The 21153-nt window shown below is 71.5% G+C and carries 15 protein-coding genes; 8 read left to right on the plus strand and 7 right to left on the minus strand.

What is annotated here, in order from left to right; all coding sequences use genetic code 11:
• Positions 1-354: 354 nt before the first annotated feature.
• On the minus strand, positions 355-714 hold the full coding sequence (locus tag H4687_RS43180) for a hypothetical protein (protein ID WP_046918203.1): 360 nt from the start codon (positions 712-714) through the stop codon (positions 355-357).
• Positions 715-982: 268 nt separating this feature from the next.
• Between H4687_RS43180 and H4687_RS43185 the strand changes: the two genes are divergently transcribed.
• From H4687_RS43185 to H4687_RS43195, 3 genes are all read left to right on the plus strand, one after another.
• Complete coding sequence (locus H4687_RS43185) at positions 983-2287, plus strand: glycoside hydrolase family 30 beta sandwich domain-containing protein (RefSeq protein ID WP_046918204.1); 1305 nt, start codon at positions 983-985, stop codon at positions 2285-2287.
• Positions 2288-2473: 186 nt separating this feature from the next.
• Positions 2474-4393: an ABC transporter ATP-binding protein gene (locus tag H4687_RS43190; RefSeq protein ID WP_046918205.1), complete on the plus strand. Its 1920-nt coding sequence runs from the start codon at positions 2474-2476 to the stop codon at positions 4391-4393.
• 773 nt (positions 4394-5166) lie between these two features.
• The gene (locus tag H4687_RS43195) at positions 5167-6054 is read left to right on the plus strand and encodes a M23 family metallopeptidase (RefSeq protein ID WP_233443469.1); all 888 of its coding nucleotides are present in this window, start codon (positions 5167-5169) and stop codon (positions 6052-6054) included.
• A 5-nt stretch (positions 6055-6059) separates the two neighbouring features.
• On the opposite strand, the gene H4687_RS43200 is transcribed toward H4687_RS43195, so the two are convergent.
• From H4687_RS43200 to H4687_RS43215, 4 genes are all read right to left on the minus strand, one after another.
• A complete protein-coding gene (locus tag H4687_RS43200; protein WP_404819305.1) occupies positions 6060-7454 on the minus strand; it encodes a serine/threonine-protein kinase in 1395 nt (464 codons plus the stop codon).
• A complete protein-coding gene (locus H4687_RS43205) occupies positions 7451-8317 on the minus strand; it encodes a serine/threonine protein kinase (RefSeq protein ID WP_179859929.1) in 867 nt (288 codons plus the stop codon). The genes H4687_RS43200 and H4687_RS43205 overlap by 4 nt, the downstream gene beginning before the upstream one ends.
• Before the next feature lie 1646 nt (positions 8318-9963).
• Positions 9964-10590, minus strand: a complete 627-nt coding sequence (locus tag H4687_RS43210) for an NAD(P)-dependent oxidoreductase (RefSeq protein ID WP_046918207.1) — start codon at positions 10588-10590, stop codon at positions 9964-9966.
• Positions 10591-10758: 168 nt separating this feature from the next.
• Positions 10759-11337 carry a TetR/AcrR family transcriptional regulator gene (locus H4687_RS43215; RefSeq protein ID WP_046918208.1) on the minus strand — a complete coding sequence of 193 codons (579 nt, stop codon included), beginning with the start codon at positions 11335-11337 and terminating at the stop codon, positions 10759-10761.
• Between the two features lie 256 nt (positions 11338-11593).
• Here H4687_RS43215 and H4687_RS43220 point away from each other — a divergent pair, with 256 nt between their 5' ends.
• Together H4687_RS43220 and H4687_RS47080 are read left to right on the plus strand one after the other, a co-directional pair.
• Complete coding sequence (locus H4687_RS43220) at positions 11594-12142, plus strand: maleylpyruvate isomerase N-terminal domain-containing protein (RefSeq protein ID WP_199813429.1); 549 nt, start codon at positions 11594-11596, stop codon at positions 12140-12142.
• 4 nt (positions 12143-12146) lie between these two features.
• On the plus strand, positions 12147-12398 hold the full coding sequence (locus H4687_RS47080; protein ID WP_199813430.1) for a hypothetical protein: 252 nt from the start codon (positions 12147-12149) through the stop codon (positions 12396-12398).
• Positions 12399-12454: 56 nt separating this feature from the next.
• On the opposite strand, the gene H4687_RS43225 is transcribed toward H4687_RS47080, so the two are convergent.
• A complete protein-coding gene (locus H4687_RS43225; RefSeq protein WP_159026239.1) occupies positions 12455-13093 on the minus strand; it encodes a hypothetical protein in 639 nt (212 codons plus the stop codon).
• Between the two features lie 242 nt (positions 13094-13335).
• Between H4687_RS43225 and H4687_RS43230 the strand changes: the two genes are divergently transcribed.
• From H4687_RS43230 to H4687_RS43240, 3 genes are all read left to right on the plus strand, one after another.
• On the plus strand, positions 13336-16584 hold the full coding sequence (locus H4687_RS43230; RefSeq protein WP_225966992.1) for an ABC transporter permease: 3249 nt from the start codon (positions 13336-13338) through the stop codon (positions 16582-16584).
• Entirely contained in the window at positions 16581-19367 is a 2787-nt protein-coding gene (locus H4687_RS43235; RefSeq protein ID WP_107082382.1) for an ABC transporter permease, read from the plus strand. Before H4687_RS43230 ends, H4687_RS43235 begins: the two co-directional genes overlap by 4 nt.
• A gap of 74 nt (positions 19368-19441) precedes the next feature.
• Positions 19442-20407, plus strand: coding sequence for an ABC transporter ATP-binding protein (locus H4687_RS43240; RefSeq protein WP_046918212.1), 966 nt, complete (start codon positions 19442-19444; stop codon positions 20405-20407).
• Here the strand turns inward: H4687_RS43240 and H4687_RS43245 are convergent.
• On the minus strand, positions 20394-21086 hold the full coding sequence (locus H4687_RS43245; RefSeq protein WP_046918213.1) for an ABC transporter ATP-binding protein: 693 nt from the start codon (positions 21084-21086) through the stop codon (positions 20394-20396). The genes H4687_RS43240 and H4687_RS43245 overlap by 14 nt on opposite strands.
• Positions 21087-21153 lie beyond the last annotated feature (67 nt).

A 21153-nucleotide genomic window follows, 5' to 3' on the forward strand; every position in this document is an offset into this window, starting at 1 on the left:
CCGGGGGCGCACCGGCGTGCGATCTGGCCGAGCACGAGCGTATGTCCCGACGCCGCAGGCGCGCGCGGGCACGGCTCGTCCAGGTGTGCACACCCGCGTGCGCACCGCGTCCTGTGCCACCGCTCACGAGCGGCTGATCGTGAGCGGCTGATCGTGAGCGGCTGATCGTGGGCGGCTGACCGGTCGCCGCTCATGCGCGGCGACCGGTCGGGAACAGGGATCGGAGCTGGAGCGTGGGGTGAGGTGACGTGGCGAGGGTCGCGAACCGGCTACCGAGCGCCCTCGGTGAACCTGTGCCGGCGCGCGGCGCGAACAGGATCGACCCGAGGGGCACTCGACAGCCGGCGACCTCCGTCAGCTGTCGGAGTAGCTGAAGTCGCCCACTGTCCAGGCGCTGACGTCCTCGATCGCCACGCGATACATTCCCCCTGTTTCCGGAATGCCCACAGTGCCCTGCAGGATGCGGGCCACGTGGAAGTGCAGATGAGTGGGTGTCTCGTCCTCCTTGCCGGGGGCCTCGAACATGGCGGAGAACTCGCCCAGGCGGTCCGAATCCCTGAGCACATCCGACACCCGCTGCCTCCACACCGTCTCGGGAGCCAATCGGCCGGTGATGACGGCACCACTGGTGACCACGGTCAGGGACATCTGATTGCTCTGCTTGGACTCGACCAGGGCGGCGACGTCAACGAGCAGCTTGTCAGGCTTCGACATGACGCAGAGTGTATTCGCCGCCTCGTGCGGCTGGGGGGCCCGGGAGGGAGTGAAGCGGCGCTTTTACCACCCGGACGCCCACGAACCGCTCGGCTCGAACCAGGTCCCGGCGGGGCCGGGCCTGAGGCCCCGGTCCTCGGCGTCGTCGGCCACCCGCCTCCCGCGTGGCGAAAATGGCGCGATCTATCGTCGCTTTTTTATTGGTGGGAGCGCTCCCATATTCAGGGGAGTGGGGTCGGAGCCGGGGCTGCAGCCAGGAGGAGAAGACATGAGGCAGAGCCAGAACGAGCCCACCGACGGACACCAGGGAGCGCCTAGCCGCAGGACCGTGCTGGCGGCGGCGGGAGCCCTGCCGATTCTCGCCGCCACGGCGGCACCGGCCGCCGGGGTCACGAAAGCAGCTGCCGGCGCGGCGGTCATCGACCCGTCCGTGCGGCGCCAGACCGTCCGGGGCTTCGGCGGGATGACCCACACGGCCTGGATCGGCGACCTCACAGCCGCCCAGCGGGACACGGCATTCGGCACCGGAGAGGGGCAACTCGGGCTGTCGCTGCTGCGGATTCCCGTTCCCGAGGACAGGGCGGCCTGGAGCCGCGACCTTGCCACGGCGAAGCGCGCGGTCGGGCTCGGGGTGGCCGTCATCGCGTCTCCCTGGAACCCTCCCGCCCCCATGGTCGAGACCTTCGTCCACGGCAGTCAGACCAACGCCCGGCGTCTCAGGTACACCATGTACGGCGCCTACGCCCAGCACCTCAACGACTTCACCACGTACCTGCGGGACAACGGCGTCCCCCTGTACGCCATATCGGTGCAGAACGAGCCCGACTACGCGCAGGACTGGACGTGGTGGACCTCGTCCGAGATGGTCCGGTTCCTGCGGGAGAACGCCGGCTCCATCGGCACCAGGGTCATCGCGCCGGAGTCGTTCCAGTATCTGAAGAACATGTCGGACCCGATCCTCAACGACCCGACGGCGCTGGCCAACGTGGATGTCATCGGGGCCCACCTCTACGGCACCTCGTTCTCGAACTTCCCCTACCCCCTGTTCAAGCAGGAGGGCGTGGGCAAGGAACTCTGGATGACCGAGGTCTACTACCCCAACAGCACCGACTCGGCGGATCTCTGGCCCCAGGCCCTCGATGTGGGGGAGCACATCCACCGCGCCATGGTGGACGCCGAGTTCCAGGCGTACATCTGGTGGTACATCCGGCGCAGTTACGGTCCCCTGCGCGAGGACGGCAGGATCAGCAAGCGCGGTGCCTGCATGGCGCAGTTCGCGCGGTTCGTCCGGCCCGGATACGTGCGGATCGAGGCGACGCCTAAGCCGACGTCGGACGTGTACGTCTCGGCGTACCGGGGCACCGGCTCCACGGTGGCCGTCGTCGCCGTCAACAAGGGGGGCTCGGCGGTGAGTCAGCAGTTCACTCTGGCGAGTGGCGCGCCGTCCGGTGTCTCGTCCTGGGTGACCGACGCGGGCCGCAGCGTCGCGCCCCTGGGTAGGTCCGGTGTGTCCAACGGGACCTTCACCGCCACGCTGCCCGCGCGCAGCATGACGACGTTCGTGACCGGCTGACCGGCTGACCGGCTGACCGGTTCACGTGCGGCAGAGGCTGCCCGGCGTCGGAGTGCGCGGCGCCGGGGACCTCCGTCGCGCACGCCTATCGGAGCGATGTCCGATTCTCGCCGTTCCGCGTTAAATGCCTGGACTGGAAACCGCCCCGGACGGGACACTTCCGACTTCCGAACCTCCGGGAGTGTGATGGGGACCACAGACATGTCAGGACCGACGCCGGGCAGGAGCGCGGTCGTCCTGGCGCTGCGCCACTACGGCCGGGAGCTGCTGCGACTGCGACGGCTGGCCCTGCCCGCGCTGCTGTTGCCGGCCGTGGGCAACATCGGCATCCGCTACGTCGCCCCCTTGCTGATCGCCAAACTGGCGGCCCAGGCCGCCGATGACGGTCTCACCCTCGGCTCGGCACTGCCGTACGTGCTGGGCTTCGGTGTGACACTGCTGCTCGCCGAGGCCGTGTGGCGCGTCGGGCAGCACTGCCTGAACCGCGTGGACGCCCTCGGCATGGAACACCTGTACGTGAGCGGCATGGACGAACTGCTCGCCAAGGACGCCGCCTTCTTCCACGACAACTTCGCGGGCTCCCTGACCAAACGGGTGCTCAGCTTCGGCAAGCGCTTCGAGGACTTCGTCGACACACTGACGTACCGGATCGTGGGCAGCCTCGTCCCCCTGCTCTTCGGCGCCGTGGTGCTCTGGAGCTACGAACCGATGCTCGTCGTCGGCCTCCTGGTGATGATCGCGCTGACCGTGGGGGCCGCGACGCCGCTGATCCGTCGTCGGCAGAGGCTCGTCAACGACCGTGAGGAGGCGATCGCCCGGGTCTCCGGCCACGTCGCCGACAGCCTCATGAACATGGAGACCATCCGGGCGTTCGCGGCCGAGCGGCGCGAGGCCGACGAACACCGCAGCCGGGTCGCGGACTCCCGGCGCCTGACGCTGAGATCGTGGGACTACGGCAACCTGCGCGTCGACATCCTGATCGCCCCCATGTCCGTCCTGACCAACGTACTGGGCCTGTTGGTCGCCATCGCCTTCGGCAGCCCGGGCCAGGGAGTCGAGGAGATCGTCGTCGCCTTCACCTACTACTCCAACGCGACCCAGATCATGTTCGAGTTCAACCAGATCTACCGGCGTCTGGAAAGCTCGATGACCGAGGCCGCGCAGTTCACCGAGCTGCTGCTGGATCCGCCCACCGTGCTCGACCCGCCCGAACCCGAACCGCTCGCGCCGCGGGACACCAGCATCCGTTTCGACGCGGTGACCTTCGCCCACGCGGGTGCGAAGCCGATCTTCCAGGGGCTCGACCTGGATGTGCCCGCAGGGGCGCGAATCGGTCTGGTCGGCAGGTCCGGCGGTGGCAAGACCACGCTCACCCGCCTCCTGCTGCGCATGTCGGACATCGACCACGGACGCCTGGTGATCGGGGGCCAGGACATCAGCCGACTGCGCCAGACCGACCTGCGCTCACTGATCGCCTACGTTCCGCAGGAGCCCGCGATGTTCCACCGCAGCCTGCGGGACAACATCGCCTTCGCCCGCCCCGGCGCCACCGACGAGGAGGTCCGCGCGGCGGCAGCGGCCGCGCACGTCACGGAGTTCGCCGAACAACTCCCCGACGGCTTCGCGACCTTGGTGGGGGAGCGGGGGGTCAAACTCTCGGGCGGCCAGCGCCAGCGTGTCGCCCTCGCCCGCGCGATCCTGCGCGACGCCCCGATCCTGCTGCTCGACGAGGCGACCAGCGCGCTGGACTCGGAGAGCGAGTTCCTGGTCCAGGACGCCCTGTGGCGGCTGATGGACGGACGTACGGCTCTGGTGGTCGCCCACCGTCTGAGCACGGTCGCCGGCATGGACCGTCTCGTCGTCCTCGATCGCGGAAGCGTCGTCGAGCAGGGCACCCACGAGGAACTGCTCGCGTCACAGGGTGCCTACGCCAAACTGTGGCAGCACCAGTCGGGCGGCTTCCTCGGGGAGAGCGACGACTCGGCCGACGCATGCCCGCCCCCGCAAGCCGACCCCGGCAAACTGCCCGGCCCGGCCGATCCTGGGGCGGCGGACGGGGACCTCAGGACGTGGTCGCACGCCCGTACGGGCACTGGGTCCACGTGAGCGAGACGGAAACCGGCCATTCTCGACCGTCGGCGCCGTCACGCTGACACATCCGCCGCGAACGGTGCCGGCGCAGCCGTCGGCCCTCCCGTGGGGAGGGCGGGAGGGACGGCGCGGCCCCGCCCGGGCACGAGTGCGCGGGCGGGGCCAAGCGGGGTGACCCCCAACGGGGGAATGGGGGAGCACCGCTGTCACAGCTTTGCACTGGATCCGGCCAAGCGACAGAGGTGTGACTGAAATCAGTTGCCTGGCATCTTCCGGCCCGGACACCATGATCGGTGTGCCCGGGCCGATGCGCCCTCAGCAGATGTCGAGGCGATTGAAGTCGTACGTCGCGTGGTCCGGCACCGTATAGATCACGCCGTTCGCAGGATCTCGACGTTGTACGTGGGTCCCCAGAAGTGGACCTGGGCTCCGCCGGTCTGGTTGTTGCGAACAGCGAGCGCGTCGATGAAGTTCGAGAGCGAATTCGATCTCCTCTGTTGTGGCCGGTCACGGTCAGGATGTGCGCCGGGGGCGTGTGCCGATGAGGCTCGGCGCTCCCTGCCCGCACAGTGCTCAGCACTGCTCGGGGCAAGATCCGTTCGGCGACGGACCCTAGGCGGGGGCGGCGCGGGAGGACATCCGGAACATGCGGGAGTCTCCTTTCCCGCCGGTTGGGGGACCCTGCCGACGGAACAGTCATGTGGATCGGTGACAGGGAGGGGTGGGGTTCTGTGCGGCTCCGACGAAGGAGAGGTCCGGGCCGGGCGGCCGCGGTATGGGTGACGCTCGTGGCCGTCCTGACGGCACTGGCGGCCACGGCGTCGGCGGCATCCGCCGCGCCGCCGGCCGCGCGCTCGGCGGCCGCGGCGCCTGCCGACAGACCCGACTTCAAGTTGCCCTTCGCCTGCGGCCAGACCTGGCAGCTGCAGACGTACCGGGGCCATGCCCCCGACGACAAGAAGCTCGACATGTACCGGGTCGGCGGGAACACGCTCGGCTCGTTGGTGGCGGCGTCCGCGGCCGGCACGGTCACCGAGCTGTTCGAGCCGGGCGGCCTGGAGATCAACCACGGCAACGGCTGGTTCACGGTCTATCTGCACATGGACCGCAGGGACGTGAGCGTCGGGCAGCGGGTGGCCTCCGGCACCACACTCGGGCGGCTCGGCCTGGTCGAGACGACCTCGGCGCATCTGCACTACGAGCAGCTCTACGACACCAACGGCGACAACAACGGCGAGAACGACGAGATCGTCCACCCGGTGATCCAGGGAACCGAGTACCGGCTCTCACCGGATCAGACCTTCCCTCGGGTGACCAGCACCAACGCCTGTGGCGGAAGCGGTGAGCCCGAGAAGTACTGGGTGGACACCTTCGCCGACGCGACCGGTTACGCCGCCGTCGACTGCGTCGGCGACAGCAGGCCGCAGTGCGCGCCCCAGGGCAAGCTGTACAAGGGCACCAACTACGTCCTGTGCAAGAAGTGGGGCGCCGAGGTGCGGGTGGGCACGTCCTTCAACCACTACTGGCTGCTGACCGACCTCGACGAGGTGGTGCCCGGTGGGAAGGGCCGTGCCTATGTGTCGGCGTACTACCTCCAGCGCTGGGGGAACGACGAGGCGAAGGACAACGACGGGCGTGTGATCCGCGACTGCGGGGCCGACGAAGTCCCGAGGTGACGTCCTCAGGAACACTCGGGCAGCACCGGACTGTCCTTCGTGCGTACGGCGGGCAGCCAGGCCGTTCTGTTCGGTGCGTCGTCCGGGAGACGGACCCGTAGCCACCGGGCGGAGAGTCTGCCGGACTCGTCCTTGACCGTCGTCCCGCGCGGGAGACGGCAGTCGACAGTGAGGATGTCTCCGTGCCACACCCGGGTCGCCACGACGTTCTCGACGGTGTACGGGAGTGCCGGATCCACGGCCAGGCCGAGGCTGCACGCCGCAAGGCGTTCCTCGGCCTGGTCGCGGCACAGCTTCACGATGTTGAACACGGCGATGCGGCCCGCCGGTGGGGCGGTGCTCCGTCCGTCGGACCGGTCGTGCCCGTCACCGCCGGAGGCGTACGTTCCTCCGGCGGCCGCCGCGCCGCACAGCAGGGTGGCCAGGGCGACGCCGAGCAGAGCCTTTCGCCGTCCGACGGACTTCGGGACCGACGCCGTCCGCATTCGAGCCAACAGGCTCTCGGCGGTGTGGACGGAACGCTCGGCATGCGTCGGAGCCAGGCAGTCGGCGGCCAGCTCGCGCCAGAAGAGGGGTACGGCACTGTCCAGCCGCAGCGGCGCACGCCCCTCGGCGTACTCCTGCGCGGCCGCCCCGCGCGCCATGGGTGTGGCCCCGGCGAACGGTGAGGCACCGCCGGCGAACATCTGGTGGATCATGATGCCGAGAGCCCAGATGTCGTTGCTCGGCCGCACCTGTACGCCGCGCTCGCCCAGCGGGGCCCTCCAGCGCTCGGGGGGCAGGTAGTCGGGGGTGCCCAAGGGCGGCATGTAGCCGTGGGTGCCGTCCAGCTCCACGGCGAGACCGAAGTCGGAGAGCCTGGCCGAACCGTCGGCCATGATCAGTACGTTGTCGGGTTTGAGATCGCCGTGCACCCAGCCGATGCCGTGCAGATGGGCCAGCCCCTCGCAGATCTCGGTGAGGAGCCGAGACTTCTCGGACTCGGCCGGCCCCGGCCCGTCCTGTTCGAGGAGCTGGCGCAGGCTGTGCTCCGCCCGCTCCATGATCAGGACGACGGAGCCGTCGAGAACGGCGTCGCCGGGTTCGCTGAGCACGACCGAGTCGAGCATCCGGATCAGCCGAGGATGGCGAGCCCGGCGCCCGAACTCGCGCTCCCGCCGGGCGGTTTCCACCAGGGCGCGCGCCTGGCGTGGTGCCAGCCCGGCGGTCGGCAGGAACTTGAGCGCGACGACATCCCCGTCCCCGTGCCCTTCTCCGGACCTGGCTGCCGGTTCCTGGTGCCGGGGACGTGCGGCCCGGCCCTCGTAGACGGTTCCCCAGCCCCCACTCGCGATCCGGTCACCGACCTCCCAGCCCCCCACCCGGTAGCCGGGCGGGACCTGGTCCACGGACGCGCTCACGTGGCGCACGCCTTCGCGCGTAGCCCACTTGCGGCGCGCGGCGGCAACAGACCGAGGTGCTCCTCGCGGACCAGACCGAAGCGGAGAGCCAGCCCGACGATCGCCTCGCGCTTGCCGTTACGACGGGCCCCGTGCCCGGGGTCCGTCGCGACGGGAACTCCCAGCCGGAGTTTCTCCTCGGCGAGGTATTCGATGTGGGAGCTGACGGCGCGGGCCGAGAGCCCGCCGTACTCCGGAGAGCTTTTGAGCCGTTCGACGACCTGAGGCGTGGTCGGCACGGCGACCGCGGACTCGTCACGCAGCCGGGGTTCGCAGAGCGCGACCAGGACCAGGAAGTAGGTGGCCGTCTCGTCCAGGGAGTAGGCGGTGAGGGTCTGCGTGCCCCACCGGCCGCCCGCGTGCTGCGCGCGGTCCGGGTCGAGGTACACATGATCCGGCGCGAACACCTGAAAGCTCACGGTCGACCCCCGGGTGGGCAGCACGACCCGGGCGAACTCGAAGGGAATGGGCGCCCCCACGCGGCGCGGCGGGACCCGCAGATATTCGCCCGCCCCTTCCGGATTCTCCACCAAATAGCTATGGCCGGCACTGAAGTTGCTCAACTGCCAGTGATCGTCGGTCACCCGTATCTCGCCCGCCAACCGGGACACCGCCGGGTCGCCGAGCCGCAGTTCGACAGGGGTGTCGGCCGACCCGCGCCCGAAACGGGCCACGGCTCCCGGCCCCAGCCGCAGGGTCACCGGGCCCGCACCGCGTTCCGGCCGGCCCTCGGCCCCGGCGTGGCTCCCGGTGCGCACCTCATGGCCGTAGCCGCCCCCGTCGCTCCCTTCGCCCTGCGGAAGATGGATCACTACTCCGCTCATTCGCTCCCCCAGATCTTGCCGGTTCCGGCCCCGTCGGTGCCGTACACGGTGAACACTGTGCTGTTTCACAGGAGTTCACTCCCGCCCTCGCTCTTTCAGCGTGCCGTTGACAACGTTGGCCGTCACACGGGCGTGCGCCCGGCGGTTCTCACCCACAGCAGGTCGGTGGTCAGGCCGTCCTGCTCGACGGTGCGCCGAGCGGCAGTACGCCGATTGCAGGGAAGGGTCCGCCGACGGGCCGGACACCTTCACCGGGATCGAGCTACCGCTGAGCGCCGCTCACGGATGGTCGGGCATGGCACCGCGGCAGGCGACCGACGGTGCCGGTCGGCCGGCGCCGTCGAACGGTGCTTTCGCGAACAGGGCCGTCAGTGCGTCGGACGATCCCAACGCGGCTTTACGCACTGTCTTCTCCTGTGTCCATCGGGATGAGGTGCCGCTGGATGCGGTCATTGGTTATACGCACGAGGCAACGGCCTGGTTGCACAGGAGTTGTGCCTCTTGCGTCCGGTACTCCCGGGCCGGCGGGTGGGACGGTGAGTTCGGCCCGGATCGAAGGGGTTCGTGCTGCCCAGGCCGGGGTGGGACGTGGGGCGCTCCGGGGGGCCTCTCCGGAAGAAGCGGGACCAGACCGTGGCGAACACGATCGCCCTCAGGGCGTATGTGAGCAGGGGCCATGGAAGGACCGGGCGAGGCCTGCAGCAGCGGCTTCTTCAGGCGGCGGACCATCCGGCAGGCTTCGGCGACGCCGCCGCCGGTCGGCGGGACCGCCCGCCGACCGGCGGAGATTCCTCACTGTCCGGTCGGGCTGACCGGACGGCGGCCCTCACCAGCCACTCGGCGGGGGCACAGTGGGTGCCATGACAGATAGTTCCGCCCCTCTCCCTCCGGACGTGGACGACCGCCAGGCGGTGGAGGAGCTCCTCGGGCGCCCCGTGAGCCGGACATGGCCCACGGGTGCACTGGCACCAGGAAGCCGGGTCACAGTCGTGCGCGCGCTGGACTGGGACGGACCGTGGCAGGTCGAGTTCGCCGGAACGATCGACGCCTTGGGCGCGCCCGAACCCAACGAGCATGCGCAGGCGCTGGATGGTGAGTTGCTGTACTGGGTCGTCTTCGACACACCACAGCACGACAGCGGAGGGGGTGGCCCCTATCGCAAGGCTCAGATCTGGGGTCGCTATCTGAGAGCCGAGCCGAGCCGAGCCGGAGGCGGCACCCACCCGCTGAGGTCGCGGAATCCTGCCCGTGACGAGAGGCCAGCTGCCGGAGCGCCACCAGAAGGCGGGCATCGATCCGGCAGGACAGACTGACAAGGGCCCACGAAGATCAGCACACTGGGCGCATGCGATACGAGGAGAGAGCGAAGCTCGTCGCGGCGAGGGCCCTGATCCCGGCGGCCCTCCTCGTCGCTTCGCCGGTGCTGCTGATAGCCGGAGCGCCGATTCGCCGTGGATACCTGCGTCACGTACACCGCGAGGGAGCCGCACCGATCCTGGACAAGGAACAGGGGCGGATCAGTGTCCACTGGTTCGTGGTCACCAGCCCACTTCTCGGCTTGCTCTGCCGACCCACGGAGTCGCTCGCCCGACTCCTCTCACGTCGAGGTAGAACGGCAGGCTGAAGAAACTGAGCGAGCGATGGCGTCAGTCGGTGATCACGGGGCTGCGGTGGATCCACTCGCTGCCGTGGACCGCCAGGTGCATGAAGGCGGCCACGTCCGCGCGGCTGATCGTCGGGTTGCCCTTCATCGGCAGCCGGTCGGCCGCACTGTAGACGCCGTTGGCGGGGCCGTTCGTCAGACGGGTCGGGTAGACCACGGTCCAGTCCAGCCCGCTGGAGCGGATGCGCTCGTCGGCGATCGCCTTGTCGGCGTATATGGACCGCAACAGCGTGCGGTAGATGGCCTTCTGGGCAGTGCTGGCCGAGTCGAAGGTCCGGCCGACGCCGAACGACGACAACCACACCAGGCGGGAGACACCGGCCTCCTCGGCCGCACCGATCACGGCCGACGAGGAGCGGGTGAAGAGTTCGTCGGCGCGAATCGACGTGCTCCTGCCGAGGGCGGAGACGATGGCGTCGTGCCCGGCCGAGGCCGCGAGGAGGTCGCGGTGCGATGTGGCGTCGCCGGTGGCCACGGTGACCTTCGCGGCCAGGTCACCGAGGGCCGCCGGGTTGCGTACGAAGGCTGTGACGGAGTCACCGGCGCGCAGGGCCAGGTCGACGACATGACGACCGGTCGGGCCGGTCGCACCGAGGATGAGCAGCTTCATGGCAGGAGTGTCTTTCGTCAGGGTGGGCCGCACGCGAGGCGCGTGGGAGGACTATGGAACCGGATAGCTGTCCGTCCCAGGAACGTACCGGACAGCTATCCGGTTAACAAGGTCGAACCCTCGACCGAGAACGTGCGTGCGGGCGAGCGGGCGAGTTGACGGCGGCTCTCAGCGCCGTCCCGGGGCCCCGGCTCGCAGGCCGTCCATGACGAGGTCCAGTAGTCGGGTTACCTGGACGTGCCAGTCTCCGCGGATGTCGATCTGCCAGATGCCGGCGATGGCGAGGAGGAAGTCGTCGACGGTCATGTCCGGGCGAATCGTGCCGGCTTCGTGGTTGGCGTCGAGCAGGGTCTCGATCGATTCGCGCACCAGCGCGTACCCCGACAGCTCCTTCCCTCCCTTCGTGCTGGCCTGACGCAGTGCGACCGCCATCCCGGTCTTCGCCATGATGAAGTGGGCGAGGCGGTCCATCCATGCGCGCAGGGCCTGATCGGGCTCCCTGGTCTTCAGCAACTCGGCGGCGCCGTCAGTGAGTTGCTGCACCTCGTGGCGGTACACCTCCAGGACGAGCGCCTCGCGGTTGGGGAAGTTGCGGTACAGGGTGCCCTGGCCGACGCCCGCCTTCTTGGCGATCACGCTCAACGGGATGTCCGCGGAGCGCGACAGCTCGACCAGTGCCACCTCGAGAATGCGCTCCCGGTTGCGCTGGGCGTCCGACCGCTGTGGCCCGTCATTCCTGGAATCCACATGCCCTCCCTCGGGGCTCACGTCGAAGCCCTTGCCTTAACGGACGCCCGTCCGGTCATCGTGCAGCTCGGACGGTTGTCCGCTTACGCCTCCACCTTAGCGGGCGGTGCGGTGCGGTGTCGTTGACCGTGGCGCGTGGCACCGGCGCCTGTTCGCCATTCCGCCCGGTCACGCCCCGGCCTTCCCGGCCCGCGGCCTCGCGTCGGCCGCCCCGCCTCGGCCGCGACCCTCCCTACGTGAGCCACGGAGATGCAGCATGAGCAACACCGCTGAACGCGCCGACCAGGTCATCGCCGCCCTGCACGCTGGACATGACCACCTGGCCTCTGTCGTACGCGGCCTGGACGCTGCCGACCTCACCCGGAAGTCCGGGGCCGTGGAGTGGGACGTGTCTCAGGTGCTCAGTCACCTGGGCAGCGGTGCGGTGACCGGCCGGGCCGTCCTCGACGGTGCCTTGGACGGGACGGGACCCAAGGGCGCGGAATTCAACAAGTCGGCCTGGGCACGGTGGGACGCGATGTCCCCCGGCGAGCGGGCCGAGCGCTTCGTGTCCGCCGACGAGGAGCTGGTCGCCCGCTACGAGAGCCTGGACGCGCGGACACGCGAGGCGTTGCGGATCACCCTCGGCTTCCTGCATGTGCCTGTGGACGTGGCCACGTTGGCGGGCCTGCGGCTCGGCGAGGTCACCTTTCACACCTGGGACGTCGAGGTCACCTTCGACCCGGCGGCCGTGCCCGGCGCCCGTCGCGAGGGGACCCCTGCTCGGCCAGACCGGGTTGCTCATCGGCCGCCTCGGCCAGGCTGACGCCGTGGACGGCCGTCCGGTCCGCCTCGCGATACGGACCACTTCACCCGACAGGTCCTTCCGGGTCGACCTCGGCGAGACGGTCGCGCTCGGCGACCCTTCGGCCGTGCCCGACGTGGCGTTGAGCGCGCCCGCCGAGTGGTGGCTGCGCCTCATGACGGGCCGCCACGCGCCCGCGTACACACCGGCGAGCGTGACCCTCACCGGAGAGGCCTTGACGCTGGACGACCTGAGGCGGGTCTTCCCCGGGTTCTGACACAGGGGAGACCACCGCCTTCTGTCTCCGGCACCGGCTCCTTGACCGTGAGGCGGTCAGGCAGCAGTTTCCGGACCAGGGGGCAGGCGCACATCCCGGGGCCAGCCGTTCAGCCGGGCGAACTGACGCATGAAGCGCTCGCACCGTTCTACGAAGTCGTCGCCCCGGTCGGGCAGCCGCGTGAGCTCGACCATGCGCGCGGGATTCGACTCGGGCCTCGGCAACATGGAGATCTCGGCGTCGACGAACCGGCCACCGCCCAGGCTGCCGGCTGCCAGTGCGAGGGCCGTCGCGGTCACCACGCCGACACACGTCCGTGGGGGGCTGAACACCGCCTCCACGGGCTCAAGTTGGTCGTTCGACGCCTGGTGGTCCAGCACCTCGCACGGGTCGAACACGATCAGTCCCACGGTGTCCTCCCCTCCGGCTACGCGGAAGTCGAAGTCGCGCTCGTGCGGACGCTGGCCGGCGGAGTGGGTGGGGCGCTCGCCGATCAGCAGGGTGCCGAGTTCCTGGCGCAGAAGACGACGGCCTTCGTGGACTGGGCGTCCCCGCTCGGATTTTCGTTCAGTGACGACCTCGATGACGGGGGCCGCCTGCATACCGAGCAGGCGTGCCAGCGTCTTCCCGGCCGCGTCGACGAGCACGTCCAAGGGCACCGGAGTGTGCACTGTTCCCACGAGGTCGACGGACATGGTGACCAACATAGACGCTGTTGTGGGGAAGCCCTGCCGTGGATACCGAGGGCGGCCATCGGCTTTCGGCCGGGGCGGGGCGAAAACGGCTACGTGGTCGTGCCGTACAAAACGTGCCGCATTCGATCACAGGATGACCAAAGTCGGTCCTACAATGCTCTCTGCACCCGCACGCCACCCACGCCGCACAACGGCCCGGTGCGTGTGGTGGAAAACCGGGGGGTTTGGTGGGGGAACGAGCGTTGCCTGCGGGCGCGTTGCGCTTCGTCGTGCTGCGAGCGTGGGCGTACCGCGTGCTTGTCGGTGCCGTGCTGCTGACCGTGCTGCTGACCACAGCCGTGCTGGCCGCGCTCACCGCCTACTCGGGCGCGATGGGTGACGCGGCACTGCGGCGGTCGCTCGCCGAGCAACGCACCGCCGCCGAGGCCGCGTTGGTGCTCAAGGCCGACGTGCCGGCCGACGAACGGAAGGCGGCCGACGACGCCGTGCGGGCGGGCGCCCGAACCATGTTCGACGGGCTGCCCGTTCGGGTGCGGACCTTGATGAGGTCCGGCCCCTACGCCCTGCCGCCCGCCCTGCGGCCGGCCTCCGAGCGGAGCGAGAACCCGGACCTCACCTACTTCGCCGCCCTGGACCGCACGCAAGTGCGGACCGTCGCCGGCCGCCTGCCCCGTGAGGCGGCCAGTGCCGGGACCATCGAGGCGGCACTGCCGCAGAGCGCCGCCCGACGGCTCAAGGTGGGCCCCGGCGACCGGCTGACCGTCACCGACCAGCTGCACGGCCCGGCGGTGCGCGTGCTGATCACCGGCGTGTACCGGCCGGTGGATGTCCGGGCACCCTACTGGCGGTTGGACGACCTGGGCGGCCGGGGTGTGCAGGCGTCGAGCTTCACCACGTACGGCCCCCTGCTCACCGCCGCGGGCGTGCCGGCGTCGGGGCGGGTCAGCGTCGGCGCGTCGGGGTGGCTGGCCTCGGCCGACTACTCCTCGCTCACCACGGAGCGGATCGACGCGCTGCGCGAGGCCGCCCGCTCGGGGAGCGCGGCGCTGCGCAAGGAGCCCTCGCTCAGCGGTGCGACGGCGGCGGACACCGCGTTGCCCGAGGTGCTGGACCGGGTCGAACGCTCCCTGCTCGTCACGCGCTCCAGCATGCTGATCGTCGCCGGTCAGCTCGGACTGCTCGCGGCCTGCGCCCTGTTGCTCGTCGCGCGGTCGCTCAGCTCCGAGCGCACGGCCGAGACCCGGTTGCTGCGGGCGCGCGGTGCCACCCGGGCACGGCTGGCGGGCCTGGCCGCGTTGGAGGCCGTGCTGATCTCTGTACCGGCGGTGGTGGTGGCACCTTTGTCGTCGGGGCCGTTGACGCGGCTGCTGGTCGGGCAGGGTGCCCTGGGCCGGGCCGGGATACGTGTCGACGTGCCGGTCGCGGGCCGTGCCGAGGTGTGGGTGGTCACCGCGGGCGTGGCCGCGCTGTGTGCGCTGGCGGTGGCTGTTCCGGCGTGGCGGGCGTCCGCCACGGGCACCGTCGGGGCGCGGACGGGGGCGCTGGCCGCGCCGCTGCGCGCCGGCGCGGACGTCGGGTTGCTGTCCGTGGCCGGTGTCGCCCTGTGGCTGCTCGGCAGCCAGGACTCCGGCGCCGTCAGCGCCGACCGCGAGGGGGTCCTCGGCGTCGACCCGCTGCTGGTGGCGGCGCCCGCTCTGGTGCTGCTCGCGGGAACGGTCCTGGTGCTGCGGCTGCTGCCCGTCCTGGCGCGTGTCGGCGAGCGGCTGGTGACCCGCGGCCACGGGCTGACCGCGGCCATGGTCGGCTGGCAGTTCAGCCGCCGACCGATGCGGGGGGCGGGGCCGGTGCTGCTCCTGGTCGTCTCCGTGGCGCTGGGCGTGATGGCGATCGGGCAGAACGCCTCCTGGCACCGCTCCCAGGCCGACCAGGCCGACTTCCGCGCGGGCGCCGATGTACGCGTCAAGTCCGCCGGGGGCGGCGGCCTGGGCCGTACGGACGTCTACGCGGACCTCCCGTACGTCGATGCGGTGATCCCCGCGGTGCGGAGCGCCGTGCCGTTGTCCGGCAGCCGCAGTGCGACCGTCCTGGCCCTGAACACGACGGAGGCGGCCGGGGCGGTGCTGGCGCGAAGCGATCTGACGGACGGTCCGCTGCTCGCCGGGCTCGCGCCGCGCAGTGCGTCGGCAGGTGTCGAGGTGCCGAAGGGCACGACCCGGCTCAGTCTGACCGCTGCCCTGCACAGCACCGGCCCCGAGGAGGACGCGGACGTCACGCTCACGGTGGGGGACCGTCACGGAACCTCCTACGAGATACCGTCCGGCCACCTCGCCGCCGATGGCCGCCCGCACCGGCTGAGCCCGGATCTGAGCGGCGCCCGGGGCCCGTTGACGCTGATCGGACTCAAGCTGAGTACGCCGCAGCCGACCGACCGTGCCCACCGGCACCGCCTGGTCCTCGGCTCGCTCACGGCGACCACGGGCGACGGTGACACCCGGCGGCTGACCTGGCCGACGAAGTGGACGACCGCGATCGAGGCCGACTCGGCCGCCGCCCCACCCGACGACGACGCCCGGCCGACCCGCCCCCGGCTCACATCGACGGCACCCGTCACCCTCACGTACGGCACCGGGTACCAGCAGTCCGGCATCTCGCCGCCCGCCCTGCCGCTGGAGGTCCGGCTCGAGGTCGCCCAGCCCACGGCGCCCGAGATCGTCGCGGTCGCCACCGAGCGGTACCTCATCGCGTCCGGCGCGCGCGTAGGACAACGCGTGAAGGTGACGTTCGACGGCCGTTCCGTGCCCGTACGCATCGTCCGCACCGCGAGCGCCCTGCCCACGACGGAAGCCACCACCCAGGACGGCGGGGCCCTGCTGGTCGACCTGCGGGCCGTGAACCTGGTGCTGCAGGCCCGCTTCGGAACCAGCGCGAAGCCCACCGAATGGTGGCTGAGCACCGAGGCGCCCCGTGCCACCGCGGCGGCCGTGCGGGCCCTGCCCGACGTCGATCCGGAGCAGGTGACGGTGCGCGACGAGATAGCGGCGGAGCTGCGCGAGGACCCCTTCGGGGCGGCACCGGAAGCGGCGCTGACCGGGGCGGCGGCGGTGACGGTGTTCTTCGCCTCGCTCGGCTTCGCGGTGAGCGCGGCGGGGGCCATGCGTACCCGGGACGGCGAGTTCGCCGTGCTGCGCGCCCTGGGGACACCGCGTCGCCGGCTGGCCCGTATGGTCGCCGTGGAGCACGGCGTGCTGGTGGCGCTGGCGCTGCTGGTCGGCACGGCCCTCGGCATGGTACTGACGCGCGCGCTGGTTCCCCTCGTCGTCCTGACCGGGCAGGCCACCCGGCCGGTCCCACCGGTGCTGGTCGAACTCCCGCCCCTGCCGCTGGCCGTCCTGCTGGCGGCCCTCGCGGCGGGCCCCGCCCTCGTGACCGTGGCCCTCGCGCTGCGGCGGGCGAAGCCCGTGATGGCTCTCAGGGACGAGGTGACGCAGTGACCGAGCAGCCGGTACCCCCTCAGGACGGGGGGACGAACGCGGGGAGGCCGCGCGTACGGGCGGGGTTGTGGACCCGCCTGCAGACCTTCGCCGGTACGTCCCTGGCCCTCGCCCTCCTGGTGGCCGTGACCGCGGCACTGGCCGCCGCCTACCCGCGTGCCGTCGACCGGTACGGGGACGCCGGACTGCTCCGGGCGGTCGAGCAGGCCGGGCCCGATCAGACGACCGTTCAGGTACAGGTCCCCCTGCCCTGGATGGACACGGTCGGGGAGATCGAGGCAGCCCTGCGCCCGGGTCCGCTGGCGGCGGCGCGGGCCAAGGTCCTCGACACCGCCGAGGCACCGCTGGTCCCCGACCGCGCGCAGTCGTCGTACGGCGTGCGCACGACCGTCCCCCTGGAGGTGCCCGACCCCTGGCTTCCCCAGCCGGGCGGCCGCCCCGCCCAACTGGTGCTCGCCGCCCAGCAGGAGCTGGGCTCGCACGCCAGAGTCGGCGCGGGCCGGCTGCCCCGCACCACGGGCGCGCCGGCGACCGCGCAGGTCGAGGCCGCCGTCACCGTGGAAACCGCCCGCACGCTCAAGATCCGCGTGGGCTCGGTCATCCACATACCGGGCTCGGGACGCGCCCCGCTCGCGGTCCGGATCACCGGGATCGTCGTCCCGCGCGCGCCCGAGGGCGCCTACTGGTCGGCCCTGCCGGTGCTGCGCACCCCCGCCCTGAGCCACCAGTCCGGACGCCTCCCGGGGGAGGTCCACTGGTTCGGCGGCCTGCTTCTCGCCCCCGATGCCGGCCCGGCCCTCCTGGGCACCACCGGCCGCCCGGAGCGGTACTGGAACGTGGCCCCCGACATCGCCACCCTGCGCGGCCACGATCTCGACCGTCTGACGTCCGCCGTGGCGGCCCTGGAGTCGGGCCCCGGAGTGCAGCGACTGCGGGCGGACCTCGACCAGAGCCTGGAGGCCCAGACGAACCTCGACGAGGTTCTCGCGGACCACGCCCGGCTGCGGTCGGGGATCGACCCGCTGCTTCTGCTCGCCGCCGTCGGGACCGGCAGCCTCGCCGTGATCGTCCTGGCCATGGCCGGCGGAGTGGCAGCCGATCGCCGCCGCGCCGAGCTGGCCCTGCTGCAGGCCCGTGGCGCCTCACCGACCGGCCTGGCCGCGCGGCTGCTGGCGGAGACGTCCGTGGTGGCCGTGCCGGCCGGCGCCCTCGGGCTGAGTGCCGCACTGCTCGCCCTGCCCGGTGCCCGTACCGCGCCCCCCGTCGTCGCCGCCCTCGCCGTCACCCTCCTCGCCTGCGTCGCGCTGCCCCTGCGCGCCGTGGTGGCGCACCGCACGGTACGGCTGCACGACGGCCGGGAGGACCTCACCGCCGCCCGGCCGTCGCGGCGCCGCACGGTGGCGGAACTGACCGTGCTGGTGATCGCGTCGGGGGCGGTCGTCGCACTGCGCCGACAGGGATCCGGCAGCACCGCTCTGGTGGCGGCCGCCCCGCTGCTGACGGGCGTGGTCGCGGCGCTGCTGCTGGCACGCCTGCACCCCCTGCCGCTGCGCGCACTGAGCAGGGCGAGCACGCGCATGCGCGGCCTGCTGGTCCCGCTGTCGCTGGCGCAGGTGGCCCGCGCTCCCGGCTTCGCCGTACTGCCCCTGCTCGCCCTGCTCAGCGCCCTGACCACGGCCGCGTTCGGCGGCTCGGTCCTGGCAGGGGTCACGGAGGCCCGCGACCGGGCCGCGCTCCTCGACGTCGGCGCCGACGGCCGCGTCGAGACCATCACCGGTGAGCTGCCGCGAACCCTGTCCGACCGCGTACGCCGGCTGCCCGGCGTACAGGACATGACCGAAGCGAGCGTCATCTACGACGCCAAGCCGGAACGAGGCATCCAGCCGCTCCCGCTGGCCGGTGTGGACCCCGGCGCGTACGCGCACCTGTCGCACCGCATGGGCCTGGGCCCGTTCGACGCGTCGAGCCTCGCGTGGAAGGACGCCGGCACGAAGGAGAAGGACGCCGGTACGCGGGGGAGCACCGACCGGCCCCTGCCCGCGCTGGCCTCACCTCGCGTGGCCGACGAGTACGGTACCGGCCCGCACTCCCTCTCACTCCCGGACGGCACCTCCGTCACCGTCCGGATCGTGCTGGTCCGCGAACACACCCCCGCCGTCTTCGGCGACGACTTCCTGATCGTGGACCGCGCCGCCCTTCCCCGTACCGCCGCGCCCACGACGACCCTGTTGCTGACCGGCGACACCCTGAACGGCCGGGCGCTGCGCTCGGCGACGAAGGGCACCGCGGCCACCGTCCGGCTGCGCACCGAGGAACGCGATCGACACGTCGACTCACCGCTGCAGTCCGGCGCGGAGCGCCTGTACGGTGTCGCGGTCGCCGCGGGCGCCGGTTACGCGGTCCTCGCCCTCGTGCTGACCGTGCTGCGCACCGCGCCCGAACGCGGAGCCCTGCTCGCCCGGTTGCGCACGATGGGCATGACCCGCTCCCAGGGCCGTCGGCTGCTGATTCTCACGGCCCTCCCCCAGGCGTTCCTGGCCGCGGCCGGAGGCATGCTGACCGGCTGGGCCGCCATCCACCTGCTCTCGCCCGGGGTCGACCTCACGACCATCGCCCTGGCCTCCCCGTCCGCTCTGGAGGGCGCCGCGCTGCGCACCGATCCGCTCTCGCTGACCCTTCCGGCGCTCACCGTGCTGTTCCTGGCGATCGGGGTGCCCGCCGGTCAGGCGTGGTGGGCCGGCCGGCGCGGCTCGGTGCGCGAACTGAGGCTCGGTGACGACTAGACCGTGACCACGACCTCGCGACCAAGCCCCTTCCGGCACCGGCCCGTGTCCCTCCGACCGCCCAGGAGCAGCCGATGACCAGCAGCCCGACCTTCCACGAACTCGCCGACCGTGCCCTCGCCGAGCGCGACGCCGCCGCCTACGGGCACGACGCCCTGATCACCTGCGACCGGCTGGTGCGCATCTTCTCGGCCGACGGCGTGGAGGTCCAGGCACTTCAGGGCCTCGATCTCCTCGTGCGCAAGGGCGAACTCATGGCCCTGGTCGGCGCCTCCGGCAGCGGCAAGTCCACGCTCATGAACATCCTGGCCGGACTGGACAGACCCACCGCCGGCGCCGCCCGCGTCGCCGACCACGACCTGGTCACCATGTCCGCCAAGGAACGCCTCGCCTACCGCCGCAGGACCGTCGGCTTCGTCCGGCAGCAGACCTCACACAACCTCCTGCCCTACCTCACCGCCGCACAGAACGTCGCCCTGCCCCTGCAGTTGGCTCGCGCCGGAGGCCGGCACCGCGACCGGGCCGACCGCGCCATGGAACTCCTGAACATCCTCGACGTCGCCGCCTGCCGTGACCGCCGGCCGCACCAGATGTCCGGCGGCCAGCAGCAGCGCGTCGCCCTCGCGGTCGCCCTCGCCAACGACCCCGCGGTCCTGCTCGCCGACGAACCCACCGGCGAACTCGACTCGCACACCGCCGAACAGGTCTTCGCCGCGTTCCGCACCGCCAACGAGGAGCTGGGGACCACCATCGTGATCGTCACCCACGACCAGTCCGTCGCCGAGGAGGTCCGCCGTACGGTCGCCATCCGGGACGGCCGTACGGCGACCGAGGTCCTGCGCCACAGCGAGGTCGACTCCACGACCGGCCAGGAGAACCTGGTCGCCCGCGAATACGCCATGCTCGACCGGGCCGGCCGCCTCCAGTTGCCCGCCGAGTACACCCGGGCCCTCGGGATGCGCGACCGCGTCGCCCTGGAACTGGAACCGGACCACATCGCCGTCCGCCCGGACGACGCAACCGGCCCTAGAACTCCGTGATCTCGCCGTCCCTCAGCTCCAGCACACGATCGGCGAGGTCGAGAAGTGTCGTGTCATGGGTGGCCACCAGCGCCGTGATCCGTTCGCTGCGGACGACCGCGCGCAGCAGTTCCATCACGGAGTGCCCGGTCTCCGCGTCCAACTGACCGGTCGGCTCGTCGGCGATCAGGATCGAGGGACTGTTGGCCAGGGCGCGGGCGACGGCGACGCGTTGGCGCTGGCCGCCCGACAACTCACCGGGGCGCTGCTCGGCATGGTCCGCGAGTCCCACCAGGGACAGCAGCAGTTCGACGCGCTCCCGCCGCTCGCGGGGGTCCGCCTTCCTCAACCGCAGCGGCACACCCACGTTCTCGGCAGCGGTGAGGATGGGGATGAGCCCGAACGACTGGAAGACGAAGCCGATGCGCTCCCGGCGCAGCGCGAGGAGGGCGTCCTCACCCTGGTCCCCCAGGTGCAGCCCGTCGACGGTGACGCGTCCGCTGTCCGGCTCGTCCAGACCACCGACGACGTTGAGCAGGGTGGTCTTGCCCGAGCCCGAGCGCCCCTTCAGAGCGACGAGTTCCCCCCGGGGAACCTCGAAGGAGACGCCACGCAGCGCGTGAACGGCGCCGGCGCCCCGCCCGTACGACTTGTGCACGTCCTCCACCTGCAGCATGGCCGCGGTCACCGCCTGGCCCATCGTGCCCCCCGTATGCTCCGCCGATTTCGCAGCGCACCACTATCGCACCCGGCAGAACGAGCGGCAA

Source organism: Streptomyces stelliscabiei (genome assembly GCF_014873495.1).
Classification (GTDB): domain Bacteria; phylum Actinomycetota; class Actinomycetes; order Streptomycetales; family Streptomycetaceae; genus Streptomyces; species Streptomyces bottropensis.

Excerpts from the sequence above, each read along its gene's own strand:
- H4687_RS43180 (WP_046918203.1), bottom strand. The coding sequence starts at position 714 with ATGTCGAAGCCTGACAAGCTGCTCGTTGACGTCGCCGCCCTGGTCGAG.
- H4687_RS43185 (WP_046918204.1), top strand. The coding sequence starts at position 983 with ATGAGGCAGAGCCAGAACGAGCCCACCGACGGACACCAGGGAGCGCCT.
- H4687_RS43190 (WP_046918205.1), top strand. The coding sequence starts at position 2,474 with ATGGGGACCACAGACATGTCAGGACCGACGCCGGGCAGGAGCGCGGTC.
- H4687_RS43205 (WP_179859929.1), bottom strand. The coding sequence starts at position 8,317 with ATGAGCGGAGTAGTGATCCATCTTCCGCAGGGCGAAGGGAGCGACGGG.
- H4687_RS43210 (WP_046918207.1), bottom strand. The coding sequence starts at position 10,590 with ATGAAGCTGCTCATCCTCGGTGCGACCGGCCCGACCGGTCGTCATGTC.
- H4687_RS43220 (WP_199813429.1), top strand. The coding sequence starts at position 11,594 with ATGAGCAACACCGCTGAACGCGCCGACCAGGTCATCGCCGCCCTGCAC.
- H4687_RS43225 (WP_159026239.1), bottom strand. The coding sequence starts at position 13,093 with ATGTCCGTCGACCTCGTGGGAACAGTGCACACTCCGGTGCCCTTGGAC.
- H4687_RS43240 (WP_046918212.1), top strand. The coding sequence starts at position 19,442 with ATGACCAGCAGCCCGACCTTCCACGAACTCGCCGACCGTGCCCTCGCC.
- H4687_RS43245 (WP_046918213.1), bottom strand. The coding sequence starts at position 21,086 with ATGGGCCAGGCGGTGACCGCGGCCATGCTGCAGGTGGAGGACGTGCAC.